The sequence below is a fragment of the Parendozoicomonas haliclonae genome, assembly GCF_900174585.1.
GTDB classification, from domain to species: Bacteria; Pseudomonadota; Gammaproteobacteria; order Pseudomonadales; family Endozoicomonadaceae; genus Sansalvadorimonas; species Sansalvadorimonas haliclonae.
Map to the genome: position 1 here is coordinate 1 of NZ_FWPT01000015.1, position 19919 is coordinate 19919.

The following is a 19919-nucleotide window of genomic DNA, read 5'->3' on the forward strand; positions in this document are numbered from 1 at the left end:
GAATACATCACGTATTACAATACGCGACGTATCAAGGTGAAACTAAAAGGCCTGACGCCGGCGGAGTGCCGAAGTCAGGCCTTGCAAGCCGCTTAACCAAAGTGTCCAACTTTATGGGGTCACTTCAAATTGAGCGCGGTTTTTTTTACTGGAGCTGTTTTTGAACGAGCAAGCAGCCGTTAACGATAAGGCAGCTCGACATGCTCGAACACTTCATCAATATCCGCCTTGTTGTGGCGTGATACTGCCTCATCCACCAGCTCCTTGGTCAGGTGCGGGGCAAAGCGCTCAATAAACTCATACATATAGCCTCGCAGGAAGGTGCCACGGCGGAAGCCAATATGGGTGATGCTGGGCTCAAACAGATGGTTGGCATTGATCGCAACCAGATCGCGATCCTGATCCGGGTCATAGGCCATCCGGGCCACAATACCGATACCCAGCCCCAGGCGCACATAGGTTTTGATAACGTCGGCATCCGCAGCGGTAAACACCACCTTCGGTGCAATCCCCTCTTTGATAAACGCATCATCCAGCTTGGAACGGCCGGTAAAGCCAAACACGTAGGTCACAATCGGATACTGGCCAACATCCTGCAAAGTCAGTTCTGACTGTTTCTGGGCCAGAGGATGATTCCGTGGCACCAGCACACAGCGGTTCCACTTGTAGCAAGGCATCATTATCAGATCACTGAACAGCTCCATCGCCTCGGTGGCAATGGCAAAGTCCACAGAGCCATCGGCTGCCATTTCGGCAATCTGGCCCGGCGTGCCCTGGTGCATATTCAGCGCCACATCCGGGAACTTGGTAATAAATTCCTGAATGATGCCCGGCAGGGCATAACGTGCCTGGGTATGGGTGGTGGCAATCGCCAGGGTGCCCTTTTTCTCGTTACTGAATTCCTGGGCAACCTGCTTGATGGAATCGACCTTACGCAGGATCTCCCCTGCCGTCTCAATAATTTTTTCGCCGGCGGGCGTGATGCGGGTCAGGTGTTTACCGCTACGGGCAAAGACCTCAACGCCCAGTTCATCCTCAAGCAAACGAATCTGTTTACTGATTCCTGGCTGAGAGGTGTAAAGACTCTGAGCCGTTGCCGATACATTAAGATCGTGGTGGGCAACTTCCCAAATATAACGAAGCTGTTGAAGTTTCATGTTGTTTGGCCTCCACCCAGCCCGTAAAGGCTGCCATATACGCAGAAGATATAAAAATATAAAGAAATATTACTTCTAAGAATAGATGGCGGTCGATACATTTGCCAGCAACCTGAAAAGAAGGAGGGTTTATCGTGAATCTTACCAAGTGGCAAAACCCTTATAACCATAGCCAATAATTATCAGTATGGATGCCTGGATTTTAGAAAGCCTGCTATACGTTGCTGCCGGTGCAGGCGTAGGCTTCGCAGTCGGACTCACCGGAATCGGTGGAGGGTCACTTATGACGCCTCTGCTTCTGCTGTTTGGTTTTCCGGCCCCGGTCGCGATTGGTACCGACCTGATGTACGCCTCGATCACCAAAACCGGTGGTATTGTTGCGCACCACCGACAGCACACAATCAACTGGAACATTGTTGGCCGGCTGGCTCTGGGCAGCATTCCTGCCTCGCTGATCACCATCTGGCTGTTAAATAATTATTTCACCGACAGTGATGCCTATGCCCGGATTCTGACCAGCAGCCTTGGCTTTATGCTGATTCTTACAGCCTTGGTACTGCTGTTTAGACAGAAGATTCTGGCGGCCGGCGAGCATGACGGGATAATCCACTGGCTGCAGGAACACTCCAAACCCACCACGATCACCATGGGTTTCTTCCTGGGCATGCTGGTGACCCTGTCTTCGGTGGGAGCAGGAGCCTTTGGTACGGCCATTCTGATGATTCTCTACCCAACCCTCGCCTCAGTGCGCGTGGTGGGAACGGATCTGGCCCATGCCGTGCCTCTGACACTGGTTGCAGGGATAGGCCACCTTCTGCTGGGCAATGTGGATTTCACTCTGCTGCTCTGCCTGCTGATCGGTTCATTGCCGGCAACACAGATGGGAGCTCATCTGGGCCGCAAGCTGCCTGAACTGCTTTTGCAGAGGATTCTGGCGGTGATTCTGTTGGCGATGGGTGTTCGCTACTCCCTCTCTATGCTCAGTATGATTTGAGTTCTCCTCTCAGCTAGTGGCGGGTTACCTTATCCAGGTAACCCATCACAAAGGCTGTAACAACAAAGGTCACATGGATCAGCAGATACCAGAGCAATTTGTCATCCGGTATCTTCTCCACATCAATAAACACCTTCAGCAGATGAATGGACGATATGGCGACAATGGAAGCAGCCACCTTGTTTTTCAGTGAGCTGGAATCCATTTTGCCCAGCCAGCTGGGCTTGGCCTCGTCATCATCCAGATCCAGCCGGGAGACAAAGTTCTCATAACCGGCCAGCATCACCATCACAATAAGCCCGCCCACCAGGGTGATATCCAACAGGGAAAGGATTTTTACCACCAGCGACATACTCTCCAGCTCAAGAATCTGGAAACTCATGTCGTATATGCGCTGGAAGAACTTGATACCCAGTAACACCAAAATCAGGCTCAGCCCCAGATAGATGGGAGCCATCAACCAGCGGCTTGAAAAGATCAGGCGCTCCAGTAACCGTTCCATCACCCTACTCCACAACGGTTATTTTCAACCGAAGAAGTGTATGCCGGTTTCTGGCAAACATTGGAAAAAGAGAAAGTGAGCAGCGTTATAAAAGTTTCATGAACCCCATGCACAATGATTCCAGACAGAGTTCTCGCCGTTTTGTATTTGTAGAAGAGTACAAATTTTATTAGAGTGGCCGGACGCTGTTAGTTAACAGTACCAGGTAGTATCCGTAAAACAGCATTATAATGAGCGGTCAGCATGAGCAGTGAGATAAGCAGTCATAAGGTTGAAGACCTTAATATTGAAGCCCAGACGGTTCTGGCAACCCCCGCCGAACTGAAAGCCAGCATCCCCCTTTCCGACAACGCCCGCAGCGTGATCGAAGACAGCCGTGAAGTGATTCGTAATATCCTTGATGGCAAGGATCACCGGGTGTTTGTGGTTGTCGGGCCGTGTTCCATTCACGACCTCAAGGCCGCCCATGAGTATGCGGATAAGCTCAAGGCACTGGCGGATGAACTCTCGGATACGCTCTACCTGGTCATGCGCGTCTATTTTGAGAAACCCCGTACCACCACCGGCTGGAAAGGGCTGATCAACGATCCCGATATGAACGACTCCTTCCATATCGAGAAAGGCATGCGCACCGCTCGTCAGCTGCTGCTGGATATTGCCGAACGTGGCCTGCCAACTTCCACGGAAGCCCTGGACCCAATATCTCCACAGTACCTGCAGGATCTGGTGACCTGGTCGGCCATTGGTGCCCGCACCACAGAATCCCAGACCCACCGGGAGATGGCCAGCGGTCTCTCTTCTGTGGTTGGCTTCAAGAACGGTACTGACGGCAGTTTGTCTGTTGCGATCAACGCTTTGCAGTCCGTTTCCAGCCCACACCGCTTCCTGGGTATTAACCACCAGGGTCAGGTTGCGGTCACCCATACCCGTGGTAACCCATACGGTCATGTGGTGTTGCGAGGCGGTAATGGCAAGCCAAACTACGATTCCGTCAGTGTGGCACTGTGCGAAAAAGAGCTGAGTGCAGCGAAGCTCAAGCCTAACCTGATGATTGATTGCAGCCATGCCAACTCCAATAAGGACCCAGCTCTGCAGCCACTGGTGATGGACAATATCGCCAACCAGATTCTGGAAGGCAATGAGTCCATTATCGGCTTGATGATTGAAAGCCATCTGGGTTGGGGCAATCAGTCCATTCCGGATGATCTCAGCCAGCTGAAATACGGTGTCTCTGTGACTGATGCCTGCATCGACTGGGAAACAACTGAGAGCAGTCTGCGGGATATGGCGGATAAGCTGCGTGACGTACTGCCTAAGCGTGACCGCAGCTAATCATTAAATAGCTAGAGATCGAGCCCCAGCTGATGAACAGGCAGTTCAAATTGGCGGGGCTCGCTATCAAACGCCCGGAGCTTTACCTGACCGGGCATATTGGAAATACGCTGATCCAGCAGCGCCTTACAGATATGACAGGTTTCATTGCCACTCCCCGGCTTACCAGCCAGATATCGGTTAGATAGCACTTCAAACCCGGCCTCGGTCACCACCACAATACTGCACAGTGCCCGGTTGCCTTGATCTTCTATATCATAATTCGCGCCCACAATATGCCGCACCCCATGCTCAGGGCGGGTGACAAAGTAGTCTGACAGGATACTTTGCTTGTAACGCTTCACGATCGACCAGTATAACTATGACAATTTGAAAGGCGGCGTAGCCTACAGGAATTTCCTGAGAGATACTATTACGCAGCCTGAAAACCCTGTTTCGGGAAATAGCTATATCCCATTACCCTCAAGATACCATTAAACGATAATGTCACGATATCGAGCCCCTCTCCCCCCCTCTTCCCGCTATATCACTCCAGAGGGGTATAAAAAGCTGGAGCAGGAACATGATGACCTCTGGCGCGTACAACGCCCTGCCGTTACTCAGGCTGTTTCCGAAGCAGCAGCATTGGGCGATCGTTCTGAGAATGCCGAATATATTTATGGCAAGAAACAACTCAGAGAGATTGATCGCCGGGTCCGCTATCTGCGTAAACGACTGGAGCAGTTAAAGATTGTTTCAGAAGTACCCGACAATCCCCGCAAAATTTATTTCGGTGCCTGGGTGACTCTTGAAGACGACGACGGACAGGAAAAGCATCTGCGGCTGGTCGGCCCTGATGAACTGGATCTTTCCAAAGGCTGGATCAGCATTGATGCTCCACTCTCCCGTATTTTGCTGGGTAAAGAGCAGGACACTGAATTTGAGTTTACGGTGGAAGGCCAGACAACCAACTACTATATCGTCGCGGTCAGTTACACAGCCCCGTAGGGCATGTTATTAATACAGCTTTCGTGGATGAAAAGTGCAATCTTCGTATTGACTTCATAAAACTCCAGAGGCGGTGCGGGCTGGAAAAGTTTTCCACAAACTTATGAACAGAATTTGGGGATAACAGAAAAATGAAAAGCGCTTTAGCTATCGCCCTGCTCGTGTCCGCCTATCTCTCCCTGTGGCCGGTTGAACTGCAGCCGGTAGCCTGGGAGGCTCCGCAAAACCCCGGTTATCAAGGTGCGTTTACGCCTAACACCGCCCTTGATGGCCTGGAACAACTGGAGATTGCTGGTGAACACGGCCCTGAAGATATTGTGCAGGATAAGGATGGCAACCTTTATACCGCCGTGAAAAGCGGCTGGATTCTGCGTAAAGATAAAGGCAGCACAGAGTTTCAGCGCTGGGTGAATACGGAAGGCCGCCCACTGGGGATGGACTTTGACAGCCTCGGCAATCTGGTCATCGCCGACGCCTTTCGTGGCCTGCTCTCTGTGGCTCCAGATAAAACCCTGACCGTTCTCACCGACACAGTAAACAACACACCTATTCTCTATGCCGACGATGTGGATATCGCACCGAATGGCAAGATGTACTTTTCCGACGCCTCAACACGTTTTGGTGCCAAAGACTACGGCGGCACCTATGAAGCCAGTCTGATGGATATGATGGAGCACTCTCGCTCCGGTCGAGTCCTGGTTTATAACCCGGCAGATAAAACAACCAGTGTCGTTATGGAAGGCTTAAGCTTTGCCAATGGCGTGGCTATGGATCCTCAGGGCCGTTTCTTTCTGGTTAACGAAACCGGCGAGTACCGAGTGCATAAGTTCTGGTTGAAAGGTGGTAAAGCTGGTTCTTCCGAGGTGATTTTCGATAACCTGCCAGGCTTTCCTGACAATATCGTAACCGGCCACAATGGCCGTTTCTGGCTCGGACTAGTTTCACCTCGGGTGGATGTTGCGGATTGGCTGGCTGATAAACCTTGGCTAAGGACTGTCGTGCAACGCCTGCCGTCGTTTGTTCAGCCCGGCGCCAAACGTTATAGCCATGTCGTTGCGATAGACGAGAATGGAAGTGTGCAGCACTCCCTGCAGGACCCGTCTGGACAGTTTGCTTTTACGACAGGAGCACTGGAAGCCGATGATGGTTATCTCTATATCAGCAGCCTGATGGAAAACCGTGCAGCGCGCTTGCCTCTCGAAGCTGCGTTATCAGACAGTATTCAACAATAACAACGGCACTTAATTGCAAGCTTTAAGCCCTGCCTCAGCTTTACGGTATCGGTCGACAGCATACCCTTTGAGTGTGCTGTCACCAGCCTGAACTTTATAAAATGCCCAAATTGACCAAAGCAGATGCTGAGCTGTCATCCAGAAATGAAACCTTTCGATTTCTGCCAATGTCGGGGGATGCCCCAGATAATCCTGCAACAGCTGTAACCCTTGCTCGTTTGGTAGTTCTGCTTCATTCACACAGGAGGCGATATCAAAGAGTGGATCATTTTTACCGGCGTATTCCCAGTCAATCAGATAGAGTCGGTCTTGCCCTTCAATAAAGTTCGCAGGCACCAGATCATTATGACAGAGGCATGTCACCTGTGGCTGTAAACGGCTTTGCCATTGCTGGAGCTGTTCTACACATTGCCTCCAATTCTCTGGCAGCTCAGCATTAGCATCGACAGCCAGTTGCGTGTAGTGGCTCAACTCATCATCAAAACTGTAGTGTGGAACCTGACGGCATGGCAGTTGATGCAATTTTTTCAGCAAGCCAATGATCAGGCTTCGTTGACCGTACACATCATCCGGCTGATAGGTTTTCCCGGTAATAAACTGAGTGACCTTAATACCTCGGCCTGGGTTTAGATAACAGGTGCGTGTATCAAGATCAGCTTCAGCAATAGCCTGCAGGCATTGTTGCTCGCGCCCCCGATCAATCAATTCACTGGTACCGGCCCCCGGAATACGTACCACATACATACCCGCGGACTGCGCACTACCCACAACCCGAAACAGATAATTATTATTGGTCATCCCTCCACTTAAAGGGTAAAGCCAGTCGATATCCCGCTCACGGATACCCATGCCTCTGGCTACTTCATTTACAACCGAGGCTTCCGGCACTAGTCGAACAAATTCGTCCGCTTCCTTTGGTGTTAAAGGGCAATATTCAAACGCTGACTCAAGCGTTGAAAAGAGTTTCTGTGGCCAGACATCCATAGGTATTAGCTCTTGCAAGGATCACAAGAGCCTTTGACACCAAAGCGATGGCACGCAGCCTAACCGGACAGTCAGCGGTGCTGACTTCAGAAACATTACAACCATAACGGAAGTTACTGATGGACAAACAATACCATTTTCATTTGAGAATCATTATCATCTAATCAATTCCTGTTGATCGACGTTGTACCATGGCGAAAAAATCATTCTTAAAGCTGACCGTTGAAAGCACCACCCTACTCACTCCCAACATGCAAAGGATTGTCCTGTCCGGCACATCACTCGCTGAATTCCCACAGCCCTGCGAGAGCGGCTATATCAAGCTTCTGTTTCTTCCGGATGGACGCCCTGTCGCCGATGAAGCCAGCCTTGCAGCATTAAATGGCCAGCGCCCGGTTATGCGTACCTATACCATCAGAACTTTTGATGCGAATAAGCTGACCATAACCGTGGACTTTGCCCTGCACGGCAAGGATGGCCACTCCGGCCCGGCCTCTCGCTGGGCCAGCAGTTGTGAGGCTGGTGATACCATATGTATTGCCGGACCGGGCCCAGTCAAATTGATTCACCCGGAAGCGGAATGGTTCTTCCTGGCTGGGGATATCACCGCCCTGCCCGCGATCAGCTGCAATCTGGAACAACTGCCTCAGGACGCGAAAGGCGTAGCCATTATTGAAGTGCCAGACTTGGCCGACCAGCAAAATCTTCAGGCTCCAGCTGGCATAGATATTATCTGGGTTACCAGCCAGCAGGCTTTACTGGATGCCGCCCTTGCGCAAAGCTGGCCAGAGGCTGACGTAGCGGCATGGTGCGCCTGCGAGTTTTCCGCCATGCGTCAGATTCGTCAGTTCCTGAAAACTGATAAGCAGCTGCCACGGGAAAAGCTCTATATCAGTAGCTATTGGAAACAAGGCAGCTCTGAAGAAGAGCACAAGAACGTTAAGCGTCTGGATGCTGAAACCGAAGAGGCTTGATTGCTATCTCGTATAACTATCAGCCGGTAAAAGCCGGCTGATTTACAGCACCGAACACCTTTGGAGAGCTTTCTATAAACCCAACCTGTAAAGATTTGGCTTGCCTTTATTCCCCACATAATCTTTGTTAATCTCCCCGCCCCCTAAAAATACAACCAATAATAAAAACCATGAAGATTAATGTTGTTGGTGTCAGCGGCAGTGGTAAATCTACCCTTGCCCGAAAGCTTGCTGATGCCCTGAATGCCCCTTATCTGGAAATGGATCGTTTGTTCTGGAAGCCGAACTGGCAAGAGCCGACCAATGAGGAGTTTTTCCCAAAACTGGAGCAGGCACTCAAGCAGGACAGCTGGGTACTGGATGGCAACTTCAGCCGTACGAATTCTATCAAATGGTCTGAGGTAGATTTGGTGATCTGGGTTGATCTGCCTTTTTGTCAAACCCTGTTTCAGGCGATCAGCCGGGCACTACGCCGGGTGATTTCCCAGATTGAGCTTTGGCCGGGAACAGGCAACCGTGAATCCTGGGGCAAACTTATTAGCAAACAGTCCATTGTCTGGTGGACAATTCGCCACTACCAATCGAACCGGGATAAATACTGTCGGCTAATGGCTGATCCAAAGTATCGTCATATTCGGTTTATTCGATTGAACTCACACAAGGAAGCTGAAGCGTTGATTACGCAACTCGTCAGCATTCAGCAGGGATGAATCAAGTCTGCGGGGCCAAAGACAGTCGACGTTTGATTTGTTAGGGTCTGAATCAGGAATGGAATAAGAAGAGAAAGAATACCCATGGATTGGCAGGCATTTTTAAAGAAACACCACAGAGCCATTATTGCCTGGTGCATCATCCTGATGATTGCACCGTTCTTTATCGAAATCATTATTGTTGCTGATGTACTGGGTGCGGAAGTCGCCGTCAGTTTCTTTGTCTTACTGTTCAATGACTATAAAAATCGTTTTATTCTCAAACTCCATCAAGCCAAAGAAATCTTCAAGACACTTTGCCTGATTATCCAGCAGCATCCTATCGCCCAGGGGCATATCTATGGTTTCCATTTGGTGATGAGTGTGGCCTGCGTTTTAATGACCGGCTCCGTGATTTATGCAACGGCCGTCTGGTACCCGATACTGATTCTGGGGCAGCAAAGCCCTTGATCACATAAAAACAAAAGAAGTAGAACACATGACTATTCAGCTACTCCCAGTCACCCGGGAGAATGCCCATCACGCTTTGACTATCCGCGCAGCCGAGCCTGAGCTCTATTATCTGCACTTCAACACCCACTGGCTCGGTCATACCCTTACGAATAACGATATCGAGTGTGCTTTTATTTCCACTGGGAAGGAGATTGTTGGGTTTGTCGCTTTTGGCCAAAGTTACAAGGACCAGTATCTGACTCAGCCACAGGGTCAAAACCTTGCTGAGCTGCACCATATCGTGATTCAGCCAGAACACCAGCATAAAGGGGTAGGAAAACAGGCGATTCAGTTAATAGCAAAACAGCTGGAAGGTCGGGGTTATTGTTCTCTGCAAGTGGCCCACCACCCCGATTCTGAGAAGGCAGCCCGGTTTTATCAGAGTCTTGGTTTTTATGAGGTTGGTTTGAAAGACGATGAAGACCGGCTACTGGAGATAGATCTGCCGGCCCTCATCCAAGCGACTGTGGCCTAACGATTAAACCGCTACCGCCACATCACTCTCCACTTCATTCTCCCAGACCACCGGCTGCTTGAAGCTGCGCTGGAGGAAACCACCGTAGCGCTCTTCCAGCTTATTGCGCTTTATCTTCAGGGTTGGGGTCAGCATATCGTTATCAATCCCCCAAACTTCTTCAGACACAATAATATGATCCAGACGCTGATGTCCTTCGAGCTCACTGTTCACTTCCGCCAGTGTCTGTTCCAGCTTATGGCGCATGGCTTCTGACTGGCCTCGCACCTGCTCATTCATAACCACAACCGCCAGCGGCTGCTTGCGACCAATGCCCATCACACACACCTGCTCGATATCAGCATTGCGAGACAACAGACTCTCAATCGGAACCGGCGCTACATACTTGCCTTTGGCGGTTTTGAACTGCTCCTTAACCCGGCCAATAATCTTCCAGGCTCCAGTCTCACCATCATAATGACCGCTGTCACCGGTATGGAACCAGCCATCGGTAAAGGCGTCATCTGTCGCTTCCGGTTTTTTGTAGTAAGCCTTAAATACAGCCTTGCCCCGAATCAGAATCTCACCCTCATCGGAGAGCTTCATCTCCACACACTCGTTCTGGGCGCGCCCGATAGTTCCAATCTGATCCGAGATAAATGGCAGGTTGCCGCAGGATAGGCCGCAAGTTTCGCTCATTCCCCAGCCTTCAGAAATGGGGATTCCCAAACGCTGAAACCACAGCAGAACACCCGGAGAGATCGGCGCAGAGCCGGAGGCAAACAGCTTGGCTTTATCCAGCCCCAGCTGTTTCCGAATCTTGGCAGCAATAAATTTACCCAGGAACGGGACTTTGAGCAGACGCTGGAGCTTCTCATCCGGCATCTTGGCCAGAATCTGGGACTGGAACTTCACCCATAACCGCGGAACCGAGAGGAAGAAGGTTGGCTGGGCATGGCGAACATCATCAATAAAGGTATTCAGCGACTCGACAAAGAACACTTCCTGCGGCTCATAGATGCTGACCATCTCCACCACACTACGCTCGGTAATATGTGCCAGTGGCAGGTATGACATGCACCGGCTGCCGGAGCTGGCATCGAGCCGTGAGGCGCAGTTGCTGCTGGACGAAGCCATATTGTCATAACTGATCACCACACCTTTCGGAAGTCCGGTACTGCCGGAGGTGTAGACCAGCGTCATCATATCTTCTGGTTCTGGTGTATGAACGGTCTCGACCGGGGAATACTGAGTGAGCCAATCCTGATAGTGCTCAGCACCTGCCATTGTTAAATAAGGAAAGGTGACTTTCAGGATATCCGCTTCAAACGCCTGCTCCGCGGCCTGGGTGCTGTCCAGCTTGCCGATAAACACGGCTTTCGCTTCACTGTGACTCATCACATGGCGGATGGTATCGACATTAGCCGTGGAATAGATGGGAACACTGATCATACCGGCCATCATGATGGCCATATCAGTAATAAACCACTCAGCACTGTTTTTCGCCAGAATGGCGATGCGATCACCGGCTACAAAGCCTTTCGCCAGCAAGCCGGCCGCGATTGTACGGGCCTGTTGATCGGCTTCCGCCCAGGTGGTTGAGTGCCAGTGTCGGTCGATCGGTTGCTGCAACCAGATTTTATCAGGGTGGCTGGCCACATTGCGGGAAAACTGGGCAAGGGGCAGGAGATAATCCATAGGTCATCCACTCTTATTGTTATTGTTGGGCTTTTCTTATTGTTTCGGTTGCAACATTCACTGCAAAAACAGCTCTGGCACCGGAGTTATGGCCTCAGTCTCGCAGATTCTTTGACCGTGGTGAAGTGTCCGAAATGACAGATGGGTCAATAGGCCGGAAGAGAGCCCGGCCCGGAAGAGAGAAAATTTATGCTTTCAAGCTGGCAACCAGACTCTCCGCCGCCAGCTTCGCAGAAGCCCGGTACTGGCTGACCAGAGCCAATGACACCAGACTGTCCAGATTCAGATAGAGTGAAGCCAGACCAAAGGCGACAGCGTCCCGCTGTTTCTTGCTGGCCTTGGGATAATCCCCTTTCAGGATAGTGGCCAGATCGCCAATAAACCTGTTGGTCCAGGCCTGCATCTTTTCCTGCAGGTAGGCATCCTGCCCGGACGCAAAGCACAGGGAGCTCACCACCTGAATCAGCTCCGGATCACTGGCGTCATAATCAAACAGAAAGCTGATTAACACCGGCACGGCCTGCTGCTTTGGAAGCATCTGCAGCAGTTCCTGCCACTGGGCATCAGAACGGCTGACCACCCGCTCGGCCAGCAATCGCACCAGATCATCCCGGTTGCCGACAAAGTGCCGTACCAGACTGCGCTGCAGACCGGATTCTTCGGCCAAACGCTCAAGGGTACTGCCATCGAGGCCATAGCGGGCAACACAACGCTGGAATGCCTGCAGAACCTGTTCGGTCCGTTCTTCCTTTTTACTGGGTCTGCCCATACCTGCGGGATCTATCGCTATGAGAATAAATAAAAGGGAATGCTATTGAATATCGAATCAAACGACAAATATTTCTGGCGGGAAAGGTGAGAATTATTAATTTGATGAGTAATAAAACTGTGGTTACCCACGTGCCAGGTAACCACAACAAACAACACCCCTTACAGATCCATATATTTCGCCATATCCTCAGCCTTACACATAGGGGCTGTGAGCTGCTCCAGGGTTAACGGGCGAATATCCGGGCCAAATTCTGCCTTCAACGTGTCATTAAAAATTGTCAACCACATCTGTCTGGCTTCGACATTCGCCTTTTGCATATCACCATTATGCCTGCCAACCAGCTCGTCAGTTTTCTCCTTCCCCCAGGACAGCAGAATCCTCATTAGGGAGGTATCAGGAAGACCAGCATCATCTTTGGGCAGATGCCGGAATGGCATCAGGAAATAGGTATGCGAGGCACTATTGGCGATAAAGCGCGTTTCTGTCGCTTTATGGCAATAGATGCAGGCACTGGCATGGTTCAGTTTTTTAGGGGTATCACAAGCTTCTGCTGTGGGCTGCCATACACCTCCAATTTCCTGAGACGGCTTCAGCTCAAATACACGGTGGTCACCGATCTTGTGGCCATCGGGTCGGGAAGCAGCTGTTGAGGCTTTAAAGTTAACTTCATTGGCGGCATTCTTTTTCTTTTTTTTCTTCTTTATCGTTTGTCCCGATTCCTTTTCAATCAAACCATTGATTAATGCGGATTTCCCAGAGCCCGGCGCTCCGATAATCATCACGGCCCCGTCATGAATCTCCGGGTTATAGCTGAATGGGGAGTTCTCTACCCCCTGATGTTTTGCTTCATACGCTGTGCGCTGTTCGGATGTTTTCAGTGCTTTCACTTCTTCGAGGGGCATCTGGTAAACCGGTCCCACATCTTTCATATCCTGAGCAGAGATAAACGGCTTCACATCCTGCTTCGGGGTCACAATGTAGTTCCATAGCTGACGCACCAGACGAACCAGCTTCAGGTTCATAAACCAGGAATCTTTCTTCCCCTCGGTGACTTCGACCTTTTCCCCGCTCCGGGTCTGCCCCGCCTCTCTTCTGGCTTCGTTAAGCAACTTCGTCATATTCGACGGCGATGGCGACGACTTCCTGTCGATTCCAAACCCCATACTGACCTCCTGTCTGCCATTTTCCCTATGCAACACCTTTAAACCATAGAGCACATCAGCGGTCAGGATGGGGGGGGGATATCACCTTGGGGGACGGTGGATAATGGTGCCAGGTTTCCAGTAACTCCGCAGGTAATGGTTCGTGAGCACTGGGCTGCTGAAGAATACTGCGCACCCGCTGAAAAGCCTCTCTGCGCTCAGCTCGCCGAGGCCTCAGTTCATCAAACCGGGACACTGGCGTTTTCAGATAATGAAAAGAGGCATACTCCGCATAATCCTTGAACACTTCATCATGCAAGGCAGCAGAAAAGGAACCTGTCATCAGAAACTTACCTTCATCAGAGCCCTCCAACGCGGCAAACAGATTAGGAGGCAAGGCAGGCATTAAACAGTGAATCCCCCGCCGGGTGAGGCTTTTGGTATCAAAGAAGGCTCCGCCAATACCTACAGTAACCATTGATCCGGTGTGGCCTCGTAAATTGCGATAGTGCTTTAAAAAATATTCTGCTGAAAACAACGTGGCGCCGGTACTTACAAAATCCAGCAACAGCCAGGGTTTATCTGCAGGAAGATGACCGAGAAACTCATCAAAGTGACGATAGAGGCAGCTCTTATGGGTGTCCTGTAAATGGTAAACAGGTCGGACGGCATCCAGATTCACAAAGGTAAAGCACTTGAACTGGCTCAGGGGAATATTGGCAGCCACCTCGTCACTGGCTCGGTTCTTGATACTGGCTGTAATCAGTGCCGGGCTGCGCCCAAGACCGATATAGACATATTCGCCGGCCGGCCACTTTTCCAATAACAGATCAACCATCTGTTCCAGCTCTTGCCGGGCGGCCTGGGATATAGCTGGAAGACTGGCAAATCCCTGATGATCATCGCCTTTTCCGGATCCAGCCGACGCCTCCCACGTAAACAATATGCCGACCACCAGCAGCAAGACTAAAAGACTTCTCCCCATAATAATTCTGGCCATTCAACCTTGTTATTGTGCGTTCAAGCGAGACAACTATAGCCACTCGCCGGCCCTTCTGATCTCCAAGCGAGAGTGATGCGTTATCTACGCACAAACCAAACCTTACCTGCAGTTAAATTCAGTAGGCTTATCGCGAATAAAGTCCACATGATGGTTAAAAGAGCACAACCATTGGCTGCTGGCTGAGTCGAACAGCCAAAGCTTATGTTTTGCAGGTGATTCCTATGATCAAGCGCGGTCACTCACACCATCATAGTTCCAGGCATAATCATGGAACCAAGCTGGCTCACAACCTCCGGCAACATAAGCATGTCTTTACCAGATTGGGGGATATGTTTTCCATCGAGCTTCCTGACAGATGGATCTGCAGGCGTTGTGATGATTTGATGTGGGAAAGTACGACCTGCGCGTGTGGCGTGGATATACGTTGTCGAACCTGCGCAAATATTGCGCCTACTCCACGATGCAGTAATAGCAGGTGTTTAACATCTGAATACGTCAACACCACCCCTTGGACAGAGCGGCTTGATCAGGAAATCTGGCACCAGGGCTGGGTGGTTTTGCTTAACCGCCCCCGAGGCGCTAACTGCATGAATATCCCCTGGGGGCCATTCGATCCTCAGGATCACCCCAGGCCATCCAGTCAGGGCGAGTTCTTTAAAATGATGCAAGAAGCGTCTCTGGTGGAATTTGGCCGTTACCGGAATGCCTTTGTTCAGGAATATGATGTGGATCCTGAAACACATCCGATGCTCGGGAGCGTGTTAACGTTGCCACCAGATTATCCGCACTCGGTGCTGAATGGTGTCACTGTTTATGAACTCAGAGGGCTTCCCGATAGTGTTGCCAACAATCCTGAGCTGGCAACGTTCAGGGCCACCTCTTCTATCTATATGTTGCGGGGTTTAAAAGACAAACCTGAGTTTTTAGCGATTCCCTTATTAACGTCCCGCTTTATGGACAAGGATCGGCGTCTCTTGATTCCTGAAGAGATGAGTATTGCCGTTGTGGATATTGAAAATACGGCCAACCCAGTATCATTTACCAAGGTGCAGGTAGAATCGGTTGTTCCAGCAATACAACAACCGGTGAATCTCAAACCAGCACGATACCAGTTGGTTTTTGTGGTAGAAGATAAAACCGTAGGGCAATACATGCCCAAATTAGATTCCGCCCCCGTTAAAGAAGCGGCTCTGTCACAGGGTGCCTCAAAAGACAACCTCTCCGCCGAATCGGGAGAGCTTCAATCGTTAGCCAAAGAGCTGGATAGCCTGTTAAGTCAAGCCATCGCCAGAACAGAAACAGCAAAATCAGAGTTTGTTGAACCTGAAGCTTCTCTGCCTGCAAAAATGTTATATCCCAAGACGGTCGTAAGAAAAGAATTGGTGCGCAAAGATGTCCTGAATTCCGCCTATCTTCCTGTTCCCTATAAAGCCCGATTTCAAATTTCACCGCAAACATTGAAGGGGTTCTTTATAGAGCCTACATTCCGCGTCAAGATTGACTCGTTCCCCTCCCACAACGCTGATCCGGTGATCTACCAGCTTGAGGGATTACCGCAATGTGTCATCTCTCGGCACGATCTGGCCGGATTAACAACGACATCGCCTGTTTACCTGTTAGAAAATTTCAATGGGGTGGGTAAAACGACAATCAATCTGGAGATTTCTTCACCGCGCTCTGCTCGAAAGCGCATTGCGTATATCAATATGGATGATGCTTCGGCTCCTGTGATTTTCAATGCTGAACTCAAAAAATGTACGCCACACCCATCAATCAAAAATAAAGAAAATATTTACACACAAACAGCTGTCTTGCCTTCGGTCTGGTATCAATTGGTTTTTGCAGTAAAAAGCACGACCAACACAGATTCATCTTCAGGTGTTGAAGGACGTGAATGCATAAGTCACCATCGTCACGAAACAGAACGTATGCAGGCGCGCGTAACCTGGAAGTGGGATAGCTCTGGCTCCAGGGATCCGGTGGAAAATATGGAGACAGGTGGCGTTAGGTCATAGCCTTATCAGCAGCCTTCATAGAAAACAGATACCCGGACAGCTTTTCATAGGCACAAAAGTCCGCCAGCGTCTCGCAACCTTCAATCCCATAATACCGGCAATACTCCTCCAGCGGCAATACGACAGCATCATCACAAATAACCGGGGAGGCCCCTTCCCTGAGCTTGATAGTCAGATAATGGCCTGAGTTCGCGGAACTGCCCAGGTGGCAGACAACGCTGGTCACCTTGTAACGCTGATACACCTTATCCCGACCGGTAAGGGTGGCTTCAGGATTATTGTTGTCTGGCAGATAAATGGGAATTTCAACCGGCTGCTCAATACTGTTTAACAGCTCCCTGCCCTGCTCATTAAGCTTAAATGGCCGCCCATAATCATCTGCGCCAAACACTTTCATCTGCAGAATAAAATTCTCTGGAGCCTTGGTTCCCCCACACTGAAAACCCATCTGCTTGGTATCCTCATAAGTCTCCTGAAGCACCTCCCGCACATCGGCAGTAAGAGGCAGGTCTGGATGATAAACACCCGCAGTCGCCAGCTGTGCAGACGACCAGTTAATGCGATCTGCGTCGCCCAGCACCTCTTTGCTTTGGTAATGATCCAGACAGTTCTGTAAAGTCATGGCCTGTCCTTCATCCACCCGGGCTTCCACCGACTGAATCAGCAGTGGGCTGGCCTGACCAGCTGTATGGCTGTAGAGAGTATGCTCGCCCCGCTCGATTCGATGATGGTCAGCCGTGAACAATACACAACGTTTATTCAGATTCAGGCCCAGGGTATCGGCCAGATCCATGGCAAACTCCTGAGGGTCCTGCTGACAGATCAGCTCCGGCGATAATTCCGTTCCCAGAATCATCTCCGGAATATAACGGCCACACACCTTGCCGAAGTTCTGGTAGTGCTTGAGGAAATCCAATTGCAGGCCGCAGAGCACTTCATTGTCACTGGAAGGTTGGCTCAGCGCCCGGCACAACGCAACAAACGACGCTTTCATTTCCAGATAGCTGCGGAAGCTGTTGGCATAACGCCCCCGCCCTGTACGCTCAAATTGAGCAATAGCTGCTCTGGCCTTCTCTTTCACCTGGTCCATCCGTTGCTGACTCAGCTGGCAGCAATGCTCATCCCAATCAGCCTGACTCATAAGCTTGGGTTTCTTGCCAAAGCGTACCGGTGGCATATCACGATTTACCAGATCGATGGCTGTCCCCTCATCGATCCCGGAGTTTTCCAGCTCCGCCAGCAGATTCCCATCGACCAGTGTCTGGGCAAGCATCTGCAGTGCACTGTTCATAAAACACATATTGCCCCAGTTATAGAGACTGTTGCCGTGCAGTTTCAGGCCAGAACGGGCCAATGCGTCTGTCGTTGAAACCTGCGGGTAACCCCTATGCGTCGCTTCGATGCGCCGGTAATAGCGTTTTAACTGTGCCTGGCTGAGAGAGTCTGGCGTTTCATCATCCCGATCCAGCTTGCCGTCACGGAACAGATAGCCAAATGTCCAGTTGGGGAAAGCCATCTGCAAGGGGTCATCTGCAGGCTGCTTCTGTCGGGACTGAAAAGCTTTAAAGCGTTTGAGTGCCTTAAGCAGGCGACCCGGATTGACCAGATCCTGATCCTGGGCACCGGCCATCAGCTCGCGACATTCAGCCAAATCGCTCACCAAAGGCGGCTCACCGTTCTGACAGTTCTCCCGGGCAAACTTGAGCAATCTCAGTGCATTAATCTGAACAGAGTCATACACAAAATCTTCCGCCCGCTGCTGACCAAGAATGGCATCCAGCTCGTCTCTGGACTCCAGCAGCATCCGCGGGCAGACAAACTCACCACCGTAATACAACTTTCTGGCCAGGAAACTGCCCCATCGTTCCGTGGTTGAGTCCGCGGGATTCAGGGGAACAGAAAGACGCTGGAACAGCTGATTGCGGTTGCGATTCTCGCAGGCAATACGCTGATTAATCTGCTGCTGATCAGCACGCTTACGACGCTGCCTTTGGGCACGATTTGAAAGCCTGGGCTTGTGTTTCTTCGGTTGAACCTTGCGTGTCTTGACTGGCAACGAAGAGAGCGGATTGAGGATATCAGTGCTGGGAGCCGGCGAATGCCCAATACTTAGCCCCAATGTTGCACGCACCGAAGCAACACTCCATTGCCGCCAGCGCTGCAACTGATCCTTGACCCGATACAACACACTGCCATTGAGCAGCGACCGGGGGCCAAGCAGGTACGAAACCATAGAGGAAGCCATTGCACACCATCCCTGAAAAGAAAACAGTCCTGCACATTCAGACTTCCTTGCCCGGCCAAGGGTTCCCGTAAGGAGCCCCCGACCAAAGGCTAAGGCCTTGCAAAATCAGGCTTAGAGCGTGCTGATCACCAGCCAGGTGATATAAGCAAAGAATGCTGCCAGCAGCATGGCACATTTGTAGGGAGCCACCTTCCAGATGGCCACAGACTGAACACCGCCTTTCCCACCGGCCTGCCTCACCAGGGTTTTGCTGGAATAGATCACCGCCACCAGCAAAACGGTAATGCCGACCATCACCAGCATATCGATATGCAGGGAGTCCGAGTCCACGGCAATCGGGCCACCCAGAAGGCCCGATAGACCAAGCACGGCCAGAATATTAAAAATATTGGAGCCAATCACAGTTGCGGCGGTCATATCGTGCAGACCTTTCCGTGCGCTGATCACCACAGCTGCCAGCTCTGGCAGGCTGGTCCCCAGAGCCACCACCGTCAGGCCAACAATCAGTTCATTAACGCCCATGGCCAGAGCCACACCTTTTGCGCCCCACACCAAAAGCTGGGAACCGAGAACCAGCAACAGCAGCATGGCTACGGCTTCAATGGCCGCACGGGCCGTGGAGATCGGCAGTACCGGCACATCCTGCTCATCACTGCCACCGGAGGAGGACTTAAGCAGATAGACAGCATAGGCCAGGAAGGCGGCTGTAAAGATCATGCCATCAATAGGCGTCAGCGTGCCATCGGCGAGCATAAAGGCGGCAGCGATAGTACAAACCAACAAAATCAGCAGCTCGCGATAAACCACCCGGGCATTGATCATCAGTGGTGCGATAAGACCACCAATCGACAGGATCAAACCGATATTGGCGATATTGGAACCGACCACATTACCGATGGCGATACCACCGGAACCATTAAAGGCCGCGACCGAAGAGACCACCAGCTCCGGAGCCGAGGTGCCAAAGGCGACCACAGTCACACCAATGGTCAAGACCGACATACCCAGCCGGAAGGCCAGCGTTGAAGCCACTTCAACCAGACGATTGGCACTCCAGCACAAAACGCCGAAGCCAACAAGAATCGCCAGGATAAAGGAGAGAATAGAAACCATGAAAAGTACCGAGGGCAGAGTCATCAGATAATAGCTGCCAGGCCCTCATACCGGCATCCATTATCTGAGTCTGGCCAAATGCTGCACTGTCAGCATCGTATACACCATGGCCA

20 protein-coding genes are annotated in these 19919 nt (G+C 51.1%); 10 read left to right on the forward strand and 10 right to left on the reverse strand.

Features of this window, described 5'->3' with window-relative positions; genetic code table 11:
- Positions 1-96, forward strand: a 96-nt coding sequence (locus EHSB41UT_RS22470) for an IS3 family transposase (RefSeq protein ID WP_165767133.1), incomplete at its 5' end; no start/stop codon positions are given.
- A gap of 83 nt (positions 97-179) precedes the next feature.
- On the opposite strand, the gene cysB is transcribed toward EHSB41UT_RS22470, so the two are convergent.
- Entirely contained in the window at positions 180-1157 is a 978-nt protein-coding gene (gene cysB, locus EHSB41UT_RS22475; protein WP_087113112.1) for an HTH-type transcriptional regulator CysB, read from the reverse strand.
- A gap of 187 nt (positions 1158-1344) precedes the next feature.
- Between cysB and EHSB41UT_RS22480 the strand changes: the two genes are divergently transcribed.
- Entirely contained in the window at positions 1345-2151 is an 807-nt protein-coding gene (locus EHSB41UT_RS22480; RefSeq protein WP_087113113.1) for a sulfite exporter TauE/SafE family protein, read from the forward strand.
- A 13-nt stretch (positions 2152-2164) separates the two neighbouring features.
- Here EHSB41UT_RS22480 and EHSB41UT_RS22485 read toward each other — a convergent pair whose 3' ends face one another.
- The gene (locus EHSB41UT_RS22485; RefSeq protein WP_087113114.1) at positions 2165-2653 is read right to left on the reverse strand and encodes a TIGR00645 family protein; all 489 of its coding nucleotides are present in this window, start codon (positions 2651-2653) and stop codon (positions 2165-2167) included.
- Positions 2654-2896: 243 nt separating this feature from the next.
- On the opposite strand from EHSB41UT_RS22485, the gene EHSB41UT_RS22490 reads away from it, so the two are divergent.
- Complete coding sequence (locus EHSB41UT_RS22490) at positions 2897-3985, forward strand: 3-deoxy-7-phosphoheptulonate synthase (RefSeq protein ID WP_207626736.1); 1089 nt, start codon at positions 2897-2899, stop codon at positions 3983-3985.
- An 11-nt stretch (positions 3986-3996) separates the two neighbouring features.
- Here EHSB41UT_RS22490 and EHSB41UT_RS22495 read toward each other — a convergent pair whose 3' ends face one another.
- Complete coding sequence (locus tag EHSB41UT_RS22495; protein ID WP_087113115.1) at positions 3997-4329, reverse strand: hypothetical protein; 333 nt, start codon at positions 4327-4329, stop codon at positions 3997-3999.
- A 139-nt stretch (positions 4330-4468) separates the two neighbouring features.
- On the opposite strand from EHSB41UT_RS22495, the gene greB reads away from it, so the two are divergent.
- Positions 4469-4972 carry a transcription elongation factor GreB gene (gene greB, locus EHSB41UT_RS22500; RefSeq protein WP_087113116.1) on the forward strand — a complete coding sequence of 168 codons (504 nt, stop codon included), beginning with the start codon at positions 4469-4471 and terminating at the stop codon, positions 4970-4972.
- A 131-nt stretch (positions 4973-5103) separates the two neighbouring features.
- Positions 5104-6204 (forward strand): SMP-30/gluconolactonase/LRE family protein, encoded by a 1101-nt coding sequence (locus tag EHSB41UT_RS22505; protein WP_087113117.1) that lies wholly within the window; start codon positions 5104-5106, stop codon positions 6202-6204.
- A gap of 9 nt (positions 6205-6213) precedes the next feature.
- On the opposite strand, the gene EHSB41UT_RS22510 is transcribed toward EHSB41UT_RS22505, so the two are convergent.
- Positions 6214-7188: a choline kinase family protein gene (locus EHSB41UT_RS22510; protein WP_087113118.1), complete on the reverse strand. Its 975-nt coding sequence runs from the start codon at positions 7186-7188 to the stop codon at positions 6214-6216.
- Positions 7189-7379: 191 nt separating this feature from the next.
- Here EHSB41UT_RS22510 and EHSB41UT_RS22515 point away from each other — a divergent pair, with 191 nt between their 5' ends.
- From EHSB41UT_RS22515 to EHSB41UT_RS22530, 4 genes are all read left to right on the forward strand, one after another.
- On the forward strand, positions 7380-8162 hold the full coding sequence (locus EHSB41UT_RS22515) for a siderophore-interacting protein (RefSeq protein WP_087113119.1): 783 nt from the start codon (positions 7380-7382) through the stop codon (positions 8160-8162).
- 170 nt (positions 8163-8332) lie between these two features.
- Positions 8333-8872: a P-loop NTPase family protein gene (locus tag EHSB41UT_RS22520; RefSeq protein WP_207626737.1), complete on the forward strand. Its 540-nt coding sequence runs from the start codon at positions 8333-8335 to the stop codon at positions 8870-8872.
- 84 nt (positions 8873-8956) lie between these two features.
- Positions 8957-9322: a hypothetical protein gene (locus tag EHSB41UT_RS22525; RefSeq protein WP_087113121.1), complete on the forward strand. Its 366-nt coding sequence runs from the start codon at positions 8957-8959 to the stop codon at positions 9320-9322.
- Positions 9323-9350: 28 nt separating this feature from the next.
- Entirely contained in the window at positions 9351-9839 is a 489-nt protein-coding gene (locus tag EHSB41UT_RS22530; RefSeq protein WP_087113122.1) for a GNAT family N-acetyltransferase, read from the forward strand.
- A 3-nt stretch (positions 9840-9842) separates the two neighbouring features.
- Here the strand turns inward: EHSB41UT_RS22530 and EHSB41UT_RS22535 are convergent, their stop codons facing one another.
- The 4 genes from EHSB41UT_RS22535 to EHSB41UT_RS22550 all read right to left on the reverse strand — a co-directional run bounded on the left by EHSB41UT_RS22535 (position 9843) and on the right by EHSB41UT_RS22550 (position 14415).
- Positions 9843-11516 carry an AMP-binding protein gene (locus EHSB41UT_RS22535; protein ID WP_087113123.1) on the reverse strand — a complete coding sequence of 558 codons (1674 nt, stop codon included), beginning with the start codon at positions 11514-11516 and terminating at the stop codon, positions 9843-9845.
- A gap of 187 nt (positions 11517-11703) precedes the next feature.
- Positions 11704-12285, reverse strand: a complete 582-nt coding sequence (locus tag EHSB41UT_RS22540; protein ID WP_087113124.1) for a TetR/AcrR family transcriptional regulator — start codon at positions 12283-12285, stop codon at positions 11704-11706.
- Positions 12286-12446: 161 nt separating this feature from the next.
- Positions 12447-13451 (reverse strand): hypothetical protein, encoded by a 1005-nt coding sequence (locus tag EHSB41UT_RS22545; protein ID WP_133060633.1) that lies wholly within the window; start codon positions 13449-13451, stop codon positions 12447-12449.
- A 55-nt stretch (positions 13452-13506) separates the two neighbouring features.
- Entirely contained in the window at positions 13507-14415 is a 909-nt protein-coding gene (locus EHSB41UT_RS22550) for a hypothetical protein (RefSeq protein ID WP_133060634.1), read from the reverse strand.
- Positions 14416-15020: 605 nt separating this feature from the next.
- Here EHSB41UT_RS22550 and EHSB41UT_RS22555 point away from each other — a divergent pair.
- Positions 15021-16448, forward strand: coding sequence for a hypothetical protein (locus tag EHSB41UT_RS22555; RefSeq protein WP_133060635.1), 1428 nt, complete (start codon positions 15021-15023; stop codon positions 16446-16448).
- Here the strand turns inward: EHSB41UT_RS22555 and EHSB41UT_RS22560 are convergent.
- On the reverse strand, positions 16438-18693 hold the full coding sequence (locus EHSB41UT_RS22560; RefSeq protein WP_087113128.1) for a ubiquitin carboxyl-terminal hydrolase: 2256 nt from the start codon (positions 18691-18693) through the stop codon (positions 16438-16440). The genes EHSB41UT_RS22555 and EHSB41UT_RS22560 overlap by 11 nt on opposite strands.
- Positions 18694-18804: 111 nt before the next feature.
- Positions 18805-19830: a calcium/sodium antiporter gene (locus tag EHSB41UT_RS22565; protein ID WP_087113129.1), complete on the reverse strand. Its 1026-nt coding sequence runs from the start codon at positions 19828-19830 to the stop codon at positions 18805-18807.
- Between the last annotated feature and the right edge of the window lie 89 nt (positions 19831-19919).